Origin of the sequence: Streptomyces sp. NBC_00341 (genome assembly GCF_041435055.1) — a bacterium.
Classification (GTDB): Bacteria; Actinomycetota; Actinomycetes; order Streptomycetales; family Streptomycetaceae; genus Streptomyces.
The window spans coordinates 5,567,663-5,586,651 of sequence record NZ_CP108002.1 but is presented as its reverse complement, the minus strand read 5'-3'; the positions used below and the strand labels follow the sequence as shown (position 1 = coordinate 5,586,651).

Genomic DNA, 18,989 nt, shown 5'->3' with positions numbered 1-18,989 from the left:
GGTGGTGTTCACAGCTCGCCCAGCCGTCGGACGACCGGGGCGACCCGCTGGACGCCGTGCCGGTAGGCGCCCCGGGCGGCGTCCCGCACCGCCTCGCGCACCGCTCCCCTGACCCGGCCGCGCTCGCCGGTCGCGGTGGCGCCCGGCAGCGGGTGGCCGTCGGGGGCCAGGTGGTGGCGGGCGAGGATGCCGGGGAGGTAGCCGGGGGCGGTGGCGGGCGTGTAGTAGGGCGTGAGGGCGGGCAGCCGGTCCCGCTTCGCGAGCAGGGCGGTGACCCGGGCCCGTGCGGTGTCGTAGGCGCTCCCGTAGCCGCCGTCGGCCGCGACGCCCTGGCCGGACAGCCATGCGGCGTCGGGTTCCGGGTGGGCGCCGCCGTCCAGGTGGTTCCAGGAGGTGAGCAGGCCGGAGCCGATGAAGTGGTGGTTGCCGAGGGTCTCGCGCACCCCGAGGTCGGTGAGGACGGCGGTGGGGATGCGCCGGTGCAGGGATTCCAGGGCGGCGGTCGAGGAGACGGTGACCAGCAGGTCGGTGCGGTCCAGTACCTCGCCCATGTGGCCGTACACCAGGCGGAAGTTGGGCGGGAGTCCGCCGGGCAGCTTCTCCGCGAGCCGTTGGTAGGGGAGTTCCTCGATGTGCGTGGTGTGCTCGCCGGGCTTGGAGCGCAGCTTGAGGAGCACCTCGCGCTTCGGGTGCAGCCTGGCGTGCTCGACGAGCCTGCGCAGCAGGTACGTACGGTCGGCGCGGGAGGCCGGTACGGAGGGCTGGGCGGCGAACACGACGGTGTCGCGGCCCGGTTCCGCGCGGTGCGGCTCGCCGCCGAGGAAGGGCAGGGCGGCCTCCGTGACGGCCGAGGCGTCGGCGCCCACTCCCTCGTACACCGCGCGGAAACGCTCCGCGTCGTGGCGGGAGTTGGCGAGGACGATGTCGGCGCCGTGCCGCAGCAGCAGCCCGTCCGCGAGCTTCTCGTAGACGACGCCGACATAGCCGGTGACGACGACGGGCCTGGGTCCTGTCCGGAGTGCGGCGAGGCCGTGCAGCATCGCCTGGACGGCGCCACCGACCAGCGCGAGGACCACCAGGTCGTAGCCCTCGTCCCGCACGGTGTGCAGGAACTCGGCGGCCGTCACCTCGCGGACCCGGCCGGGGTCGATGCCGACGTCTCCGACCTCGGCCAGCTGGCGGGGCGTCGGGGTGGCCCGGCCGCGCAGCAGCAGTCCGCTGATCTCCGCCCGGGGCGCGTCCGCGCGGCCGTCGCCCGAGGTCAGCCGGCGCGCGGTGAGCGCGCCCCACTTCCATCGGGTGTCGGAGTCCGCGAGCACGGCGACCCGGAGCACCGGGGGCGGCGCTCCTGCGGAATCCATTTCTGCCGGCGAAGCCGAATTGCTTTTACTGGGGGGCACGTCCTAGAAGGTAGGAAGGCCGGGGGGTGAGCAGCCCAACGTGACAGCAACAAAGGGTTAACAGCCCGCCGACGCTTGCCCAACCCGCAGCTCGGGTGCTCGAACGGGCCAAAAAGGCGTCCCCGGATGCTTACCGGTTCATCATTTCGACGGGCGCCGTTCACCTCGCGTCCGTACGGCCGAAAGGGCGAATGCGCGGCCCGGAACTAGCGTGACGCGGGTGGTTAAGCTCTCGGTCATCGTGCCGTTCTACAACGTGCAGACATACGCCCCCGACACCCTGAGAAGCCTGCGGGCGAACGCCCGCGAGGACTTCGAGTTCATTCTCGTCGACGACTGCTCGACCGACGGGACCGCGGACATGCTGCGCCGCGCGCAGGAGGAGATCCCGGGGGTGGTCGTCCGCAGACACCAGCAGAACGGCGGACTGGCCACCGCCCGGAACACCGGTCTGGACGCGGCCCGCGGCGAGTACCTCGCCTTCCTGGACGGGGACGACTGGCTGGCCCCCGGTTTCTACGCCGATCTGCTGGCCAGGACCGAGGCGCTGGGCTGCGACTTCGTCCGCACCGACCATGTCCAGGCCGACGGCAGGACCCGTACCGTCCAGCGCGTTCCGCACGGTCCCCGGAACGAGGTGATGGCGCCCAGGGACGCGATCCTGCCCGCCGGGCGCTCCACCTCGGTCGACTACGCGTACGCCTGGGCGGGCCTCTACCACCGCAGGCTGCTGGACCGGGGGCTGCTGCACTTCACGGACGGGCTGCGCACGGCGGAGGACCGGCCGTGGATCTGGCGGCTGCACCGGGAAGCGGATTCCTTCGCGGTGCTGGGACTTCTCGGAATCTTCTACCGACGCGGCGTCGCCTCGTCGCTCACCCAGATCGGTGACATGCGCCAGCTCGATTTCATTCGCTCGTTCGACCAGGTCATAAGGGAAACCGCGGCGGACCGCGACGCGGTGGAACTCCTGCCGAAAGCGGTCCGCAACTATTGCGCGATCATTTCCCATCACATGGGTTCGATCGAAAGGTTCGAGCCCGCCGTGGCGCGCGCCCTGAAAACGATGAGCGCCGGCGCCCTGGGGCGAATGCCGCAGGACGTGCTGGACGCGGCCATCGACTCGATGGACGTCAAGCGGGCGACCCTGCTGCGCCGGCTGCGGCGGCGGTCCGCCGCGAAGGAGGTGGCGGCCGCGTGAGCAGCAGCCGGGAACGTACGACGCAGATCTTCTTCGCCTCCACCCTCTACGGCACGGCCACGCTCGCCGCCGCCCTGGACGCCGGGCTCTTCGAGGACGCCGGGCGCCGCGTCCTGCTCGTCTCGAACAACGCGGCGATCCCGGAGACGGCGACCGCCCTCGACGCGATGCCCGGGTTCGACGTGCTGCGCGGCCGGTTCGACGACGTCGTGTCGTGGAACGCGACGATCGCCCCGCACCACCCGGGCGCCTGGTCGCCGCGCCCGGACGACGTACCGCTGTGGGAACGGCATCTGCGGCTCGCCTGGGGGCTGGGCGACGACGCCGTCGAGCTCGCCGTGGAGTCGGTCCAGGTCGACCCGGCCATGGCGGTCGCCCAGATCTTCACCGGCGTACCGGTCGATGTGTACGCGGACGGGCTGATGAGCTACGGACCGACCCGGAACAAGATCGACCCGCTGGTCGGCACCCGGGTGCGGCGGCTGCTCCACCTCGACCTGGTGCCGGGGCTGCGGCCCCTGCTGCTGACGGAGTTCGGCGTGGAGCCGGGGATCGTGCCGACCGACGCGTTCCTCAAGGTGCTCGGCGAGCTGGGCGACGCGCCGGACGTCGCGGCGGGTGTGCCCTCCGTGGAGGCGCCCGCGCTGCTGCTCGGCCAGTACCTCTCCGCGCTCGGCCTGATCAGCGCGGCCGAGGAGGAGGAGCTGCATCTGCGGATGATGCGCGGCGCGGTCCGGCTCGGCCACTCCCGGCTGGTGTTCAAACCGCATCCGACGGCCCCGGCGCAGTGGTCGCGGGGCATGGAGGCGGAGGCTGCGAGGCTCGGCGCCGAGCTGACCGTGCTGGACGCGGGGGTGCTCACCGCCCCGGTCCTGGCCGAGGTGCTGTACCGGCGGATGCGGCCCGCGCTGGTCGTCGGCTGCTTCTCGACGGCGCTGCTCACGGCGTCCGCGTTCTACGGGCTGCCGGTGGCCCGGGTCGGTACGGAGACCCTGCTGGAGCGGCTGACGCCGTTCGAGAACAGCAACCGGGTCCCGGTCACCCTGGTGGACGCGCTGGTGCCGGACCTGGAGGACCCCGCCCCGGTCCCGGCCGGTCCGGCGGTGGCGCCGGACGGGCTGAACGACCTGGTGCGGGCGGTCGGCTTCGCCATGCAGCCGAAGATCTACCCGGGGCTCCGGCCGGTCGCGGAGCGGTATCTCGCCGCCCGTCCGGCGGCCGCGACCCGGCGCTACTTCAAGCGCAGGCGGCTGACCGCGCTCGCGCTGCCGGGCGGGGTGCCGCAGCAGCTCGGGTTCCTGCCGCGCAGTGCGGCGGTGCGCCGGGTGGCGCGGCGCGCGAAGGCGCTGCGGCCGGGCGCCAAGCGGTAGGAGCGAAGTGAGGGGGGCAGGGGCACCGGCCGGCGCCCCTGCCCCCCTTCGTCCGTCGTGGCGTCAGACGCGCACGCCCGCCTGGATCAGCTGGAGGTCCGCGGCGTTCGCCTCCGTGACCTTCCACAGTTCCTGCTGGCGTCCGTGCACATCGGCCACCGCCGCCGCGTGGTCGTCCAGCAGCCCGGCCGCCCGCTCCACCAGCCGCGCCCCGAGGTGCCGGTCGTGGACGGAGATGCCCCACTCGGGCCGCTCGATGTCGGCCAGGAAGTACGCCATCTTCGGGTGCGAGATCAGGCTGATGACCGGGGTGCCGCAGCCGAACGGGATCATGCCCGCGTGCCCGCGCATCCCGATGACCAGCTTCGTCCGGGCGTAGGTGTCCCGGATCGCGTCGTTGCCGAAGTCGTACATCGGGATCACCGGCAGCGCGATGCCGTGCTCGCGCCGCAGGTCGAACGCGATCCGCTCGTCGTCCAGCGAGTGGGCGACGCACTTCACCTCGGCGTACGTGCCGAGCCCCTTCACGGCGGTGGCCATCTCGGCGAGGAAGTGCCCGTAGTCGTGGCCGAAGCGGAGCCCGGAGCGGTCGTACGCGGCGTTGATGAGCACGGTGTTCTCGCGCTCGGCGGGGTCGGTCCAGCCGTCCACCAGCTGCCGGGTGACGGTGGTGGGGCAGGGCTGGAAGCGGACCTTGTCGTGCAGCGAGGCGGGCAGCAGCTCGCGCACCTTCGCGATCGAGCCGTGGTTGCGGAGCCCGAAGAACGCGGAGCGCTCCACCAGCTTGCGCAGTGAGGAGAGGAACCGCTCCCGGCCGTGCCCGTACGCCTGGCCGTCGAAGGCGTTGAAGCCGACCGCGTACACCATGACGGGTACGTCGATCCGCTCCAGCAACGCGTCGGGGACGTTCCACTGCCAGCCGCTGTTGCCGTTCGGCGCGGTGTCCGGGATGAACAGGCCGCCGCCGCCGATGACCAGCCCGCGCCGGGCGTTGACGCGTTCCAGCGCGGCCTCGTCGAACAGCCTGTGGGCGTGGACGGAGTGCCAGCGGGCCGGCCCGGTGTCGCGGCCGAAGGCGAGGCGGACGCTTTCCGGGAGGAGCTTGTCGCCGGCGTTGCCCTGCCGGTCCATGTAGAAGGCGACATGGGCCAGTTGATCGTCGGGCGTCCCCTCCGCCGGGGCCTCGGCGTCCCGGGTGCGCTTGTACATCAGCCGGTTCGCCCGGTGGGTGGGGTCGACGCCGAGCCCGTCGAGGGCGTACCGCGCCGCGCTCGTGTCGTCGCCGTGGATCCAGGCGATCTGGGCGAGCCGCGAGAAGGCGGTCGCGGCCCGGTTGGGGGCGGCGGCGGCCAGCAGGAGCTGGGCGCGGGCCTCCTCGTAGCGGGAGACGCTCATCAGCGCGTGGCCGAGCACCTCGTGCGGCCAGGCCTCGTCCACGGGGATGCGGACCGAGCCGAGGAGTTCGGCCGCCTCCTGGTACTCACCGGCGACGACGTGCGCGGTGGCGACCCGGCGGGCGCTGTCGGGGTCCGCGGTGCGGCGGACGTGCGGGGTGCCGTAGTGCACCAGCAGGTCGTGGTGCTTGGCGCCGGGCCGGGCGAGGTAGGCGGCGTGGAACTCGGCGTCGGACAGCTCGAACTCGCGCCAGCGGTCCTCGGCCTGCCCGTACCCGGCCTCGCCGCCCTGCCAGGGCTTGTGCCGGCCGGTGAAGTGCAGGATCGCGGTGGTGTCGGGCACCGGTAGGTCGCCGGAGAGCCGCCGCTTGACGAAGTTGTAGCGGGAGTCGAGCTGCACGAAGTCACCGTCGAGCACGGCGTTCAGGATGCCCTGGTCGTGCTTGTCCAGCTCGTACGCGCCCGAGCGGCCGGTCTCGTCGATCCGGGCGCAGAACGCGTCGCTCAGGTACTCGCGCTGGATGACCAGCAGCCCGCTGTTGAGCTTGTGCTGCCCGTAGAAGAACTGCGGAACGGCCGCGAGTCCCTCGCGCAGCCGCAGAAGTTCGTCCAGCGCGCCGAGGACCACCATGTCGGTGTCCAGGGTGATCACGGTGTCGTAGTCGCGCACCCGGAACACGTCCAGGATGAAGTAGGCCTTGCGCACCAGGTAGTTGTCCTGGTCGCCCTTGGCGTAGGAGTCGTAGTGCGCGGCGTCGACCCGGCGGAAGTCGGCGCGCGGGTGCAGCTCCCGGATGCGGGCGACGGACGCGGGGCGCAGTCCGTCGTGCAGGACGATGAAGTCCTCGCAGACGCCGGGGTTGGACAGGGCGAGGCTGCGCAGCAGGGTGAGGAAGCCGGGCAGGTAGTTCTCGTCCACGAAGCTCGCGAAGGCGACCCGGCGCTTGCCGGTGAGCGCGTTGGCGGGCGCGGGCTGTACGGGGGCTCCGGCAGGGGGCGTTGTCGTCATCGCAGTGAGATCCTCGTATCGGTGACGCGCTGGGCCCGTTCCATGACCCACGCCTTTTCGCTGGTGTACTCGTGCACGGAGGTGATGGGCATCTTCATCGCGGCGGGCAGCCGGTAGGCGCCGCTCTCGTAGAAGTCGAAGCCGATCAGGTCCAGTCGCGGGCTGACGTCCAGGTGGTCCAGCAGCCAGAGCATGTTGAAGCCGCTGGTGGGGATGGACGGCCAGACGTCCGTGGTGACCTTGCCGATGTCGCGCAGCGGCCAGCGCAGCGACTCGTCGCCCAGGTACCGCTGGGCGCCCGGCACCAGCCGGGTGCGCAGGGAGTGCTTCCAGTCGCCCGCGAGTCCGCCGAACACCAGCCGGGTGTGGACCTGCTGGTCCCAGTTGAAGCCGTGCTTGTGGATGCTGGCGTGGATGTCGGTGCGGCTGCCGGTGGCGGCCGGGTCTATCCGGTACGAGTTGAAGCGGACGACCAGGTCGTACGCGTCGATCTCGGCGCCCAGCGAACCGGTGCCGACCCGCTGGGAGTTGGCGATCAGGCAGATCGACTTCCCCGCGATGTGGTTGCGGAACTCACCGAGCGTGATCCACTCGACCCCGCCGAAGGTGGGGTCCGCCACCGGTCCGCGCATCCGGCTCCGGCGCTGCCCCGCGTAGAGCGCGATCAGCTCGGTGAGGCGGGCGGCGTCACCGCCACTGTCGCCGTTGCCGTTGCGCGGGGTGGCGCCGCTGCCCGGTGCGCCGCCGGCCTCCAGGGCGAGGCCCAGGTAGTGGGCCAGGGCCTCTTGGATCTCCGGTACCGGGGCGCCGGACCGGTCCTGGGCCAGCAGCGCGCCGATCAGCCGGGACCGCGCCCGGTTCCAGTCGCCGCGCGCGTGCAGGGCGAGGCCCTCGGCCCAGGTGTCGGTGACCGGTCCCCCGGCGAAGCCCGCCGCCTCCGGGCAGTCCCGCTCCAGCATCCGCAGCAGTTCGCCCTGGCGCTCCGCCCCGGCGCGCAGCCCGGCCGTCCTCGCGGCGATCCCGAAGCCGTCGTCGTCGGTGAGTGCGAGGTAGCGCTCGTACGCCTCGACGGCGTCGGCCTCCGCGCCCATGGCCTCCAGGACCCGGGCCCGCAGCCGCCAGGCCGCGCGGGAGCGGGTGCGCTGGGTCAGCACGGTGTCCGCGACGAGGGCCGCGAGCTTCAGCTCGTCCTCGTAACCGCAGTCCAGCGCCTTGTTGCCGACCGCGAGCAGCGGGTCCATCAGCCGGTCGCCGAGGACCAGGGCCGCGCCGGGGGCTTCCTTGGCGGTGCGGCGCAGCAGGGGGGCCGGGGCGGTCGCGGCGGGCGTCCGCTCCATGGCGGCGTGAGTGGCCAGCAGATTGCGCAGGGCCTCGGCGAGCGCGTTGCGCCGCCGGTCGAGCCCGGCGACCAGCTTCCCGCTGTGCGCGGCGCAGGCGCGCAGACAGGTCTCCAGTTCCGTCGGCCGGACGGCGGCGAGGGAGGGCGTGCCGCCGTCGGGCGGTGCCGGTTCCTCCGCGTCACGCTGCCGTGGCCAACGGGTGCGGGCTTTCGTCATGGCGCTCCAAGCGTCTGCTGCCCGTGGGGGGAAAGGGGCGTAAGGGGGAGGTACGGATGTTCCTCAACCGTTCGTGGTTCCGTAGCACGCTAGGAAGCCTGAACGGCCGGAAGATGAACTCGCCCTGTCAGCACGGATAACTGCCGCCCTCCGTCCGTGGGCGCGACATTCCCGGCCCCCGCCGGAGCCTGAGCGCGACCGACCCCGCCTGCCCGCCGTTCCACCGTGGCAGGATGCGTGAGGCACCCGGACAGACATACCCGCGAAGAGGTGTATACGCCCGTGATGTTGTGGAAGCGCTATGGACTGGTGTTCGCCGTCGGCACCTTGTGCATTGTGGTGAATACGCAAGGGATCGGCCCGCTCTGGTACACCGGTGTGGCGCTGCTGGTCGTCGGCCAGATCATGCGCATGACCCTCATCCGCGCCCAGCGCCCCCTCCGGGCCCGTGAGCCGCTGCTCCTCCGCCTCCCTGTCACCGGGCGTTGGCTGGCGCTCAACGGCCCGGCCACGAAGGTCCCCAGCCACACCCACAGCCATGCTCAGACATACGCCATCGATCTGAAGTACGTACCCGAGGGAAGCGGCCGGGGAGTCACGCGGCAGGCGCCGCCCTTCCGTTGGCTCTGGCCGCTCGCCCGGCGCCCCCGCCTCTATCCCACCTACGGGATGCCGCTGCTCGCCCCCGCCGACGGGGTCGTCGTCGCCACCGCGGGAAGGCAGCGGGACCATCTGTCGCGCATGTCGCTCCCCGCCTTCCTCTATCTCTACCTGGAAGGCTTCATCCGCAGTCTCGGCTGGCCGAGCCATCTGTTGGGGAACTACATCATCCTGGACCTCGGTGAGGGCGTGTACGCGGTCTTCGCCCATCTGCGGCGCGGCTCACTGCGCGTGGCCGCGGGCGCCCGGGTGACGGCGGGCCAGGAGATCGCGGAGTGCGGCAACTCCGGCAACTCGTCCGAGCCCCACCTGCACTTCCAGCTCATGGACGGACCGGATGTGATGACGGCACGAGGCGTGCCGTTCGCGTGGCACTACCGCGACGACGACGGCGTGGAACGCATCGGTGTGCCCGAGGACACCACCCACTGCGTTCCCGTCGCACCCCTGCCGGACCGCTCGGCGTGACGTGCGCCTGCGGGCCTTCGCGGCCCGTCGGTCTGCCCGACCTGGCCGAGCGAGGATGACCGAGCGGGGATGACCGCGTGAAGGCTGGCGGTCCATCAGGTGAACCGCCTTTCCCTGCACGGGATTTCACGATGTTCGATGACATATTCGAGCCACCATGAGGACTCCGCCGATTCTCCGATCGCCGCGCGCCACGGCAGCGGCCCTGGCCGCCGTGCTCACCGTCGTCACCGTCTGCGTGGGCGACGCGGTGGCCCGCAGCTACCCGTTCGGCCCGCGCACGCGCAGCGTGAACGACCTGGGCAACCAGTTCGTACCGTTCCACGCCCACCTCTGGGACCTGCTGCACGGCAGCGGGGACGGCGGGCTGCTGCTGAACTGGCAGTCCGGCTTCGGCACGAGCTTCCTGCCCGATCTCGGTACGTATCTGAGCAGCCCGTTCGCCCTGCTCGTCGGGGTGTTCCCGAGGGACCGCATCGACCTGGCCGTCTACGTGGTCACGCTGGTCAAGACGGGGGTGGCGGCGGCGGCGATGACGTGGCTGCTCACCGCGTTGCGGCGGGGGCGCGGCCGGGAGTGGGCGGCGGCCGTGCTCGGCGCCTCGTACGCGCTGTGCGGCTGGTCGGTCGCGGAGGCGGCGTACAACCCGATGTGGCTGGACGGGCTGATCGCCTTCCCGCTGCTGTGCCTGGCCGGTGAGTGGGCGCGGACCGCGCGGCGGCCGGTGCTCGGGACGCTCCTGGTGACGCTCGCCTGGGTGTCCAACTTCTACACCGCGTACATGGCCACGCTCGGGGCCGCGCTGGTGCTGGTGGTGCGGCTGCTACTGGAGGACGGGGCGTCGCGGGAGCGGCTGCGGGGTCTGGTGCGCGCGGTGCGGACGGTGGCGCTCGGCATCGGTCTGGCCGCGCCGGTCCTGCTGCCGGTCTTCCTCGGCACCGAGCACGCCTACCCGGGCTGGACGCGGGAGTTCGCCCCCGCCGCCTGGCCCGATGCGGCGGCCCGGCTGCTGCCGGCCACGTACGGATTCTTCAGTCCGGCGGTCTTCCTGGGCACGGGCGCCCTCCTGCTCGCCTGTGTGCTCGCGTTCCACCGGGGCGTGCCGCGCGCCGAGCGGTGGGTGTGGCCGGGGCTGGTGGCGGCGGTCGCGCTGTCCATGCAGTGGGGGCCGACCCATCTGCTCTGGCACGCCTTCGCGACACCGAACGGCAGCCCGTTCCGGCAGACGTTCGTGTTCTCCGGCATCGTGGTGATCGCCGCCTGGACGTCGGTGGCCCGAGGCTGGCCGGACCGGCGGGCGCTGCTGGGAGGCGGCGGGGTGCTGGTGCTGATCGCGGCGTCGGCCGCGCCCAGCGCACTGGTCACCCGGTGGACCTATCCGCTGTTCGCCGCGGGCCTGGTGGCGGCACTCTGCGCCCTCGCGCTGGTGCGCGGCGGCAGGTTCCTGGCGCTCGCGGTGCTGCTGCTGGTGGGGGCGCAGGCCGGGCAGGCCGCCGCCACCACGGCGTACGCCGACCGGCAGCGGCTGAAGCAGCTCGACGACTACGCGCCCTGGGGCGAGCGCCAGCGCCTCCAGGCAGACGCGGTGGCGGGCGCCGACGGCTGGCCGCGCTACCGCACGGACCCGGGCCTGGAACAGAGCACCACCAACGACCCGTTGACGGTCGGCGGCCAGGGCGAGGCCTACTACAGCAGCCATACGCCGGACGTGACGACCCGCACCTTCCTCGCGCTCGGCGGCGGCTTCACCTCGCGCGGCCGGGCACTCCAGAGCCTGGACAACCCGGTGACCGACGCGGTGTTCTCGGTCGGCGCCCGGGTCCACGTGCCGCGCGATCCGCACCAGGTCTGGAACCGCCCCGACGACCGGCCGGTGACCGTGACCCGGAGCGACGTCCCGCCGCTGGTGACGGTACGGCCGTCCGCCGGGCCTGCCCAGCCCTTCGGGCGCTCGCCGTTCCGGAACCAGGAGGAGCTGCTCGGCGCCCCGGTGTACACGCTGCCGCGGACCGTGCTGCGCTCCGCGGACGGGACGGCCGCCACGGACCGGAACGCCTACGCGTACGAGGTGCGGTCCGGCACGTACACCCTGAGCGCGAGCTGCCCGGCCGGCAGCGAGGTGTTCCTGTGGGCGCCCGATCTGTTCGGCACCGCCCGGCTGGGCAGTGCCGGTGAACCGGCCGATCTGCGGGGCGACCTGCCCACCCGCCGGGCCGGGATGCTGCCGCTGGGGCCGGGTGCGGGCCGGATCGCCGTGACGTTGCGGGCGGAGCGGGACGGGACCGTTCCGCACGAGGCCGTCGGCTGCCTGGATCCGGGGCACCTCGCCGCCGCGGTGGCGGGGCTGAAGCGCACGGGGGCGACGCGGGTCACGGTCTCCGGCAGCGGTGTGCACGCCGAACTCCCGCCGGGCACCGAGGGGGTGGCCGTGCTGGCCGCGCCCCGGATCGCGGGCTGGAGCTGCGACGGGCGCCCGGCCGGCTCGTACCTCGGGCTCGTCGCGGTGCCGGTGGGCGGGGGCCGGACGGCGGTGGACTGCTCGTTCCGGCCGCCGGGACTGCGGGCCGGGACGCTCACCGGGGCCGCCGCACTGGTGGCGCTGCTGGCCACGGCGTTCGGTCCGGCGGCGCTGACCCGGATACGGAGACGGCGGCGCGGCTGAGGCGGCGCAGGCGCGGCTAGGACGTGTGGCCGGGGTCCTCAGCGCCCCCGTACCGCGCCTCGATGCCCGCGATGATCAGCCGCAGGCCGTCCTCGAAGCGTTCGTCGTAGTTGGCGAAGATCTCGGAGCCGGCCGCCGCGGCGAGCGGGTAGCGGGCCAGCCGTTCGGCGCGTTCGGTGACGTCGAAGCCCTCCCGCTGCTGGTCCGGCATCGGGCGCACGCCCTGTTCCTCGCTGACGAAGCCCATCGTGTAGGAGTACGCGGTGGTACCGGCCCGGACCGCCTGCCACAGCTCGAAGCCCGCGTCGACCATGGTCCGCAGATGCCCTTCGAGCCCGTCGGCGTAGTCGGTGCCGGTGAACTTCGCGCCCCCGTAGACCTTCGCCCCGTCGCGGTAGCGCAGCAGTCCGCGACGCAGCCCGAGGTTGTACGCGACGAGCTGCTCCTGCCAGCCCTGCGGCGTCGGCCCCGGCAGGCCCCCCTCGACCATCCGGCGGTGCATCACGGTGGCCATCTCGTCGAGCAGCGCCTGCTTGTCCTTGAAGTGCCAGTAGAGCGCGGGCGCCTTGACGTCCAGCTCCCTGGCGATGGCGCGCAGGGTGAGCCCGTCCAGGCCCACCTCGTTCAGCAGCCGCAGCGCCGTGTCGGCCACCCGGGACCGGTCGATCTTCGTCGTACCCACCCGGTCAAGTTAACAGCCTCCGCCTTGACAACTTAACAGCGTTAAGCGCAGACTCGCGGCCATGGAACTTAACAGCGTTAAGGAAACTGGGGTCCTGATCGTCGGCGCCGGTCCGTGCGGTCTCGCCCTCGCCTGCGACCTGGCCCGCCGGGGCGTGCCCGCCCTCCTCGTGGAGCAGGCCCCCGCGCTCTTCCCCGGCTCGCGCGGCAAGGGCATCCAGCCCCGCACCCGGGAGGTGCTGGACGACCTCGGGGTGGGCGACGCGGTCCGCGAGCACGGCGGTCCGGCGCCGGTCGGGATGGCCTGGCAGAGCGGCGAGCGGATGGGCGAGCACCGGATGTTCCGGGTGGCGGCGCCGACGGACGCGGAGCCGTACGGGGAGCCGTGGCTGATGCCGCAGTGGCGGACCCAGGAGATCCTGCTGGCCCGGCTGCGGGAGCTCGGCGGGGACGTGGTGTTCGACACCGCGCTGACCGGCCTCGCCCAGGACCCGGACGGGGTCACCGCCGAGCTGTCCACCGGTCCGGTCCGCGCCTCCTACCTGGTCGCGGCGGACGGCGGGCGCTCCACGGTGCGGCGGGCGCTGGGCATCGCGATGACCGGGGAGACGGTGGACCCGGCACCGATGCTGGTGGCCGACGTACGGATCGCCGGGGACGCGCTGGACCGGCTCAACTGGCACCTGATGAACACCGACGCCGGGTTCATCACGCTGTGCCCGCTGCCCGGCACGGCGGACTTCCAGCTGGCCGCCCAGTTCAAGGAGGGCGAGCCCGACACCTCGGCCGAGGGGGTGCGCGCGCTGGTCGCCGCACGCACGCACCTGGAGGCGGCGGACGTCACCGAGGTGCGCTGGTCCTCCGACTTCCGGCCGCGCGCCGCCCTGGCCGACCGCTTCCGCGAGGGCCGGGTCTTCCTGGCCGGGGACGCGGCCCACGTCCACTCCCCGGCGGGCGGACAGGGGCTGAACACCAGCGTCCAGGACGCGTACAACCTCGGCTGGAAGCTCGGCCGGGTGCTGAACCACGGCGCGTCCCCGGCCCTGCTGGACACGTACGAGCAGGAGCGCCGCCCGGTCGCCGCCGAGGTGCTCGGCCTGTCCACCCGGATCCACCGCGGCGAGCAGGAGCGCGGCGCGGCTGCCCAGCAGCTCGGCATCGGCTACCGGGGCGGTCCGCTCTCCTCCGGCCGCGCGGGCGTCCTGGAGGCCGGTGACCGCGCCCCCGACGGGCCCTCCGGCGACCGGCGGCTGTTCGACGTCTACCGGGGCCCGCACTTCACGCTGCTGGCGGTCGGCGCCGACGCGGAGCTGCCGGAGTCCGCGGCTGCGGAAGGGCTCCTGGTGCACCGCGTCGACGCGTACGAGGCGTACGGCGAGGGGCTGTTCCTGGTCCGGCCGGACGGCTACCTCGGCTGGGCGGGCGAGGACGTCACCGGGCTCGCGGGCTACCTGGCACCGCTGGGCCTTGACCTCAAGCGCGGTTGAGTTCCTACCTTCGCTGTCATGGACTACTCACATGACGACGAAGGGCTCGCCAGGCAGCCGATCGGCTACTGGAGCTGGGCCGTACACACCGCGACCGTGGGCCACATCCGGTCCGCCCTCGCCGAACACGGTCTGACGCAGCCCCGCTGGTGGGTGCTGAGCCAACTGGCCGACGCGGACGATTCGGGCCGCCCCCGGGCGGAGGTGGTCGACCTGCTCCGCGGCTACCTCGACGTCGGGGACGGCATGGAGCCCGAGGTCGACGCCCTGATCGACCAGGCCCTGATAACCCAGGACGCCGGCACCCGGCTGCGGCTGACCCCCGAGGGCAGCGAGCTGCGCACCCGGGCCTACGCACGCGTCTCGCGGGCGATCGCGGAGATCCACGACGGCATCCCGCCCGAGGAGTTCGTCCGCACCATGAAGGTGCTCCAGCGCATGATCCACAACGTCGGCGGCAAGGCCTGGCACCACTGACGGGGCCGCCGTGCCGGACCGGGCCGGACCCGCGCGTCCGGTCAGACGCTGCTGAGCGACAGCTTCGCGGCGAAGCCGAGGAACAGCACGCCCGCCGCCGAAGTGGCCCCCGCCGAGAGCCGCTTACGGCGGCGGAACGCGGCCGACAGCCGGGTACCGCCGAAGATCAGCGCGGAGAGGTACAGGAAGCTGGCGGCCTGGAGCAGCGTGCCCAGCAGCAGGAAGGAGAGCGCCGGATAGGCGTACCCGGGATCGACGAACTGCACGAAGAACGAGATCAGGAACAGGATCGCCTTCGGGTTGAACAGGCTGACCACCAGCGCCCGCCGGTAGGGCCGCTCCATGGTGCCGATCGCCTCGGCCCCGTCCGCGGACTCGCCCGTCAGCTCGGCCACCCGCCGGTGCCGCTCGCGCCACATGGACACCGCGGCCCGCAGCATCCCGAAGGCCAGCCAGGTCAGATAGCCCGCCCCGGCGAACTTCACCACGGCGAACAGCACGGGCGTGGTCTGGAGCAGGGACGACGCCCCCAGCGCGGACAGGGTCATCAGCACGGTGTCCCCGGTCCACACCCCGGCGGCGGCCACATAGCCGGTCCGCACTCCACGCCGGGCGGCGACGGACAGCACGTACAGCGAATTCGGACCCGGCAGCAGAACGATCAGCACCAGGCCGGCGAGATAGGTCGGAAGATCAGTGACACCCAGCATGAAACGGAGTGTCGCACGCGGGTTCGGCACTCCGGGTGCTGGGTTCAGGTCCTGGGACGACGCGCTCCGTCAGTCCTCGTCGCCATTGAGCAGGCGGTCCACGGAGAGCTCCATCTCGACGCCGACCTCGTCGGGCACGAAGAACGACGTCCCGACCTTATCCAGGGCCACGGAAAAATGGCGAGAGATCACCCTCCGAGGGTCTCCGCGGCAGCTCTCCGTCTCCCGCTCCGGCCGCTGATCGGTAACCGATGGATCTCGATAACGCTTTCGCCGTCATGTCCGCGATTCGGCAACCGGGCAGGGCGGGAATCCGTCCCATGAGATACCGGAGACCCAGGGGGCCGAGATGACACGCACCAGAAGGACCGGGCGCGGCCGCGCGCACCGGGGCAGCCGTGCGGCGGCGACGGCAGGCGCCGCCGTCGCCGTCCTCGCGCTGACCGCCGTGACGGCGGGGTGCGAACCGCAGGCCGCGGGCAGCACGCCGTCGGCCCCGTCGCCCGCGCGGACGGGCGGCAGCCCCACCGACGACGCCAAGCCCGGCGCGGACGAGCCGGGGACGCCGACGCCGTCCACGAGCACGGCGCCCAGCAGACCGGCGAGCACACCGCCGAAGCCCACGCCGTCGGCCACGACCGCACCCGACCCGCAGGGCAAGGTGCTGATGGCGAGCGGCGCACAGGGCAAGCAGGTGCGCGAGCTCCAGGCCCGGCTGCGCCAGATAGGCCACTTCAACCGCACCCCCACCGGCTACTACGGCACCGTCACGGTCACCGCCGTGCAGTCGTTCCAGGGCAAGCGCGGACTGTCCCGTACCGGGAAGGCGGACACGCTCACCTGGCAGAAGCTGCTCGGTATGACGCACGAGCCGACGGCGGCGGAGCTGAACCCGCCGACCACCCGGCCGGTCGCGAAGCCGGACAAGCGGTGCATGAAGGGCCGGGTGATCTGCATCAGCAAGAACAGCCGGTCGCTCTCCTGGATGATCGACGGCAAGGTCGTCTCGTCGATGGACGTGCGGTTCGGCTCGCAGTACACACCGACCCGCGAGGGCACCTTCTCCGTCTACTGGAAGTCCCGGCACCATGTGTCGACGCTCTACGACTCCCCGATGCCGTACGCAATGTTCTTCAGCGGCGGGCAGGCGGTGCACTACTCCTCGGACTTCGCGGCCCGCGGCTACAACGGCGCCTCGCACGGCTGCGTCAACGTCCGGGACGAGGGGAAGATCGCCTCGTTGTACGCCCAGGTCCGCAACGGCGACAAGGTCGTCGTCTACAACTGAACGGCCTGAACGGCCTGTACGGGTGAGGGGCGCGGGCGGGACCGGGGGAACGTGTCCCGCCCGCGCCGTTGCGCCGAGCCGAAGGTACGGGGGGAACCCCGGCTCAGGACGCTGCCGATGACCAGTCGGCTCACTCTGTACTGCGTCCGCGTGCCGAAAAACGTCACACCCGGTGGCGGACGGGGTCAGCGGGCCTCGGCGGGCGCCACCGGCGGCGAGGCACCGGCGTCCGCTCCGGCGTCCGTCGCGGGCTCCGTTCCGGCTTCCGTTCCGGGTTCTGTTCCGGCGAAGGCGGTCGGCGGCTGCGTGGACGCGGGGGAGAAATCGATCGACGGGAGGGAGCCGGAGCCGCCGGACGGCGAGTGGCCGTCGCCGTCCGAATCACCGCCGCTGCCGCTGTTGCCACCGTCGTCGCCGTCCTGGCCGCTGCCACCATTGCCGCTGTTGCCGCCGTTGCCACCCTTGCCGTCGGCCGCGTCGATCATCCGCTCGCAGAACCGGTCCAGGTTGCGGGCGCCCTTGGCCAGCGATTCGAGGCGGCGTCTGCGGTCGTCGTCGAGCTTGCCGTCGCGGTAGTCGCGGCAGGCCTTCAGCGTTTTGGCGTACCAGGCGCCAGAGGTGTCGGGCGGCGGGGTGTCGGGCTGCCCGGAGCCGTCACCGTCACCGCCCGTGCCCTTGGTGCTGTCCGGGGCACCGCCGCCCGGGTCCTTGTGCGTTCCGGAGCCCGTCCCGCCGTCGGTGGCGGGTCCGGTGGGGCCTGGCCCCTCCGTGCCCTTGCCGCCGGGGCGGGCGGAGTCCCGGGCCTCGGGGGGCGAGCTCTTCGGGCTCGGCGTGCCGGGCGGCGGCTCCGGCGTCCCGTCGTCGGCGGTGAGGCCCGAGCCCAGTTCCTCGGGCGAGGCGGCGGCCGACACCGACGTCGCCGGGGCGGGGGCGTGCCGGCCGAAGGGTCCGGGCAGCACTCCGGTCCCGGCGGCCACCGCCACCCCGCCGATCGCGCAGCACGCGAGGGAGGCGACCAGGCCGAAGCGGACGGGCCGGCTCCAGCTCGGCGGTCGGGCGGCCGGCCCGTTGCCGGAACCGGCCCGGCCTATGTGCACGGGTGCGAGCATGCCCCCGCTCCCCCCGTCCGGCCCGGCGGCGGACCCGCGGCCGGCCCGCGCGGACGCGGAGCGGGTACGGGTCGCGGAGCGCGGGGCGGCGCGGAAGGCGGCCAGTGCGGCGGCCTCGCCGGGGAGTTCACCGGCGGCCGGGCGGGCGGACCGGGCCGCGGCGTCCAGGGCGGCCGCGAGCCTGTCGGCATCCTGTGCCTGCTGGCCGTCGACGGGATCGACCGGTTCACGGCGGAGAAGTCTCTCCGCCGCTTCCTTGTCAAGCCATTCGTACTGCTCGTCGGCCATCACATGTCCTTCTGCGTCCGAAGACGCGAATGCGTCACACCGGCGGGCGCCACCAGGCCGGTGCGGGAGGGGCGCTGAGCGGGTACGGCGCCCAGTTCCGCCGTCCGGCCGGCCGCGCTGCCGTGCGGTGCCTGTACGGGGGCCGGCCCGTCGGCCGGGCCGGCGTCGCCGCCGTGCGGGCGGCCCTCCTCCGCGTGGTCCGGGCCGGCCTCGCCCCCCGGACGCGCGGTGCCGTCCGGCACGTCCGCGCTGTCCGCCCGCAGCAGTTCGGCGAGCCGCTTCAGCCCGCGATGCGCGGCGGTCCGTACCGCACCCGGCCGCTTGCCCAGCGTCTGCGCCGCGCTCTTCGCGTCCAGCCCGACCACCACACGCAGCACGACGGCCTCGGCCTGGTCCTGCGGCAGCTGGGCGATGAGCGACATGGCGCGCCCGGTGGCCAGGGCCTCGATCGCCTCGGCCGCCGTGTCGGACTCGGCGGGCTTCTCCGACAGTTCGGCCTCGTCGCCGCCGGCCGAGGGGCGCCTGCCGCGCATCCGCAGATGGTCCAGGGCACGGTTACGCGCTATGCGCGCGGCCCACCCCCGGAACCGGTCCGCGTCCCCGCTGAACCGGTCGAGGTCGCGCGCTATCTGGAGCCAGGACTCGGACGCCACGTCCTCGGCGTCCGGCTCCCCCACCAGTGTCCTTATGTAGCCCAGCAACCGCGGCTGCACAGCGCGGTACACAGTACGGAAGGCGTCTTCGTCCCCGTCCTGCGCCGCGAGCACCGCGGCGGTAAGCCCCGCGTCGTCCCCCAGCACTCCCTCAACCTGCCCTGCTGTCCTGAATCGCAGCTGGTCACCACTGCCGCGCCACCCTGCGCGAATCAGCACGCTACGTCCTTCGCGGGCATCACGTCCATGACTTGTACAACCCGCAACATTGTGCGGACGCGACGCGGTGTGACAGAAATCGCGGTCCCGACGCTGAGATGAGTACGGGGTCGTTCCGCGGCCCCGCGGAAGACGACCGGGGCCTCTCCTGTGGGGGGTGGCGGCCCCGGTCGTCCTCATTTTCTCTACGCCTCTGACCAGGCAACACTCCGAGGTATGGGGCTGTCACAACCAGTCCGTGACCAACACCCCCGGCGTTCATCCGGTCTTCCCCGGACCGGTACGCCGTGTCACCTCCATCCGATTTCCCGGCGTCCGGCCCAGCACTCAGTCGGACCCATACGAGCGCCTGCTGCA

The 18,989-nt window shown here is 72.8% G+C and carries 14 protein-coding genes; 7 read left to right on the top strand and 7 right to left on the bottom strand.

Translation table 11 applies throughout. From position 1 onward, the window contains the following. Nucleotides 1-8: 8 nt before the first annotated feature. The gene (locus OG892_RS25290) at nucleotides 9-1,400 is read right to left on the bottom strand and encodes a DUF6716 putative glycosyltransferase (RefSeq protein ID WP_371630362.1); all 1,392 of its coding nucleotides are present in this window, start codon (nucleotides 1,398-1,400) and stop codon (nucleotides 9-11) included. 220 nt (nucleotides 1,401-1,620) lie between these two features. Here OG892_RS25290 and OG892_RS25285 point away from each other — a divergent pair, with 220 nt between their 5' ends. Both OG892_RS25285 and OG892_RS25280 read left to right on the top strand, forming a co-directional pair. Continuing rightward, nucleotides 1,621-2,601: a glycosyltransferase family 2 protein gene (locus OG892_RS25285; RefSeq protein ID WP_371630361.1), complete on the top strand. Its 981-nt coding sequence runs from the start codon at nucleotides 1,621-1,623 to the stop codon at nucleotides 2,599-2,601. Next, complete coding sequence (locus tag OG892_RS25280) at nucleotides 2,598-3,971, top strand: polysialyltransferase family glycosyltransferase (protein WP_327338667.1); 1,374 nt, start codon at nucleotides 2,598-2,600, stop codon at nucleotides 3,969-3,971. Before OG892_RS25285 ends, OG892_RS25280 begins: the two co-directional genes overlap by 4 nt. A gap of 63 nt (nucleotides 3,972-4,034) precedes the next feature. Here the strand turns inward: OG892_RS25280 and OG892_RS25275 are convergent, their stop codons facing one another. Both OG892_RS25275 and OG892_RS25270 read right to left on the bottom strand, forming a co-directional pair. Next, the gene (locus OG892_RS25275) at nucleotides 4,035-6,374 is read right to left on the bottom strand and encodes a glycosyltransferase (protein WP_371630360.1); all 2,340 of its coding nucleotides are present in this window, start codon (nucleotides 6,372-6,374) and stop codon (nucleotides 4,035-4,037) included. Beyond that, nucleotides 6,371-7,930 carry a hypothetical protein gene (locus tag OG892_RS25270; protein WP_371630359.1) on the bottom strand — a complete coding sequence of 520 codons (1,560 nt, stop codon included), beginning with the start codon at nucleotides 7,928-7,930 and terminating at the stop codon, nucleotides 6,371-6,373. The genes OG892_RS25275 and OG892_RS25270 overlap by 4 nt, the downstream gene beginning before the upstream one ends. Before the next feature lie 336 nt (nucleotides 7,931-8,266). On the opposite strand from OG892_RS25270, the gene OG892_RS25265 reads away from it, so the two are divergent. Then, the gene (locus OG892_RS25265) at nucleotides 8,267-9,058 is read left to right on the top strand and encodes a M23 family metallopeptidase (protein WP_328865679.1); all 792 of its coding nucleotides are present in this window, start codon (nucleotides 8,267-8,269) and stop codon (nucleotides 9,056-9,058) included. Nucleotides 9,059-9,215: 157 nt separating this feature from the next. After that, on the top strand, nucleotides 9,216-11,720 hold the full coding sequence (locus OG892_RS25260) for a YfhO family protein (protein WP_371630358.1): 2,505 nt from the start codon (nucleotides 9,216-9,218) through the stop codon (nucleotides 11,718-11,720). Nucleotides 11,721-11,736: 16 nt separating this feature from the next. Here the strand turns inward: OG892_RS25260 and OG892_RS25255 are convergent, their stop codons facing one another. Continuing rightward, nucleotides 11,737-12,402 (bottom strand): TetR/AcrR family transcriptional regulator C-terminal domain-containing protein, encoded by a 666-nt coding sequence (locus tag OG892_RS25255; protein WP_073732537.1) that lies wholly within the window; start codon nucleotides 12,400-12,402, stop codon nucleotides 11,737-11,739. Nucleotides 12,403-12,463: 61 nt separating this feature from the next. Here OG892_RS25255 and OG892_RS25250 point away from each other — a divergent pair, with 61 nt between their 5' ends. Both OG892_RS25250 and OG892_RS25245 read left to right on the top strand, forming a co-directional pair. Beyond that, on the top strand, nucleotides 12,464-13,888 hold the full coding sequence (locus OG892_RS25250; RefSeq protein WP_371630357.1) for an FAD-dependent monooxygenase: 1,425 nt from the start codon (nucleotides 12,464-12,466) through the stop codon (nucleotides 13,886-13,888). Nucleotides 13,889-13,906: 18 nt separating this feature from the next. After that, nucleotides 13,907-14,365 carry a MarR family winged helix-turn-helix transcriptional regulator gene (locus OG892_RS25245; RefSeq protein ID WP_328865682.1) on the top strand — a complete coding sequence of 153 codons (459 nt, stop codon included), beginning with the start codon at nucleotides 13,907-13,909 and terminating at the stop codon, nucleotides 14,363-14,365. Nucleotides 14,366-14,406: 41 nt separating this feature from the next. Here OG892_RS25245 and leuE read toward each other — a convergent pair whose 3' ends face one another. Then, nucleotides 14,407-15,075 carry a leucine efflux protein LeuE gene (leuE, locus tag OG892_RS25240; protein WP_073733130.1) on the bottom strand — a complete coding sequence of 223 codons (669 nt, stop codon included), beginning with the start codon at nucleotides 15,073-15,075 and terminating at the stop codon, nucleotides 14,407-14,409. Between the two features lie 349 nt (nucleotides 15,076-15,424). Between leuE and OG892_RS25235 the strand changes: the two genes are divergently transcribed. Next, entirely contained in the window at nucleotides 15,425-16,363 is a 939-nt protein-coding gene (locus tag OG892_RS25235) for a L,D-transpeptidase family protein (protein ID WP_073732540.1), read from the top strand. Between the two features lie 185 nt (nucleotides 16,364-16,548). Here OG892_RS25235 and OG892_RS25230 read toward each other — a convergent pair whose 3' ends face one another. Together OG892_RS25230 and OG892_RS25225 are read right to left on the bottom strand one after the other, a co-directional pair. After that, a complete protein-coding gene (locus tag OG892_RS25230) occupies nucleotides 16,549-17,760 on the bottom strand; it encodes a hypothetical protein (RefSeq protein WP_371630356.1) in 1,212 nt (403 codons plus the stop codon). Then, the gene (locus tag OG892_RS25225; protein ID WP_073732542.1) at nucleotides 17,760-18,560 is read right to left on the bottom strand and encodes an RNA polymerase sigma factor; all 801 of its coding nucleotides are present in this window, start codon (nucleotides 18,558-18,560) and stop codon (nucleotides 17,760-17,762) included. Before OG892_RS25225 ends, OG892_RS25230 begins: the two co-directional genes overlap by 1 nt. Nucleotides 18,561-18,989 lie beyond the last annotated feature (429 nt).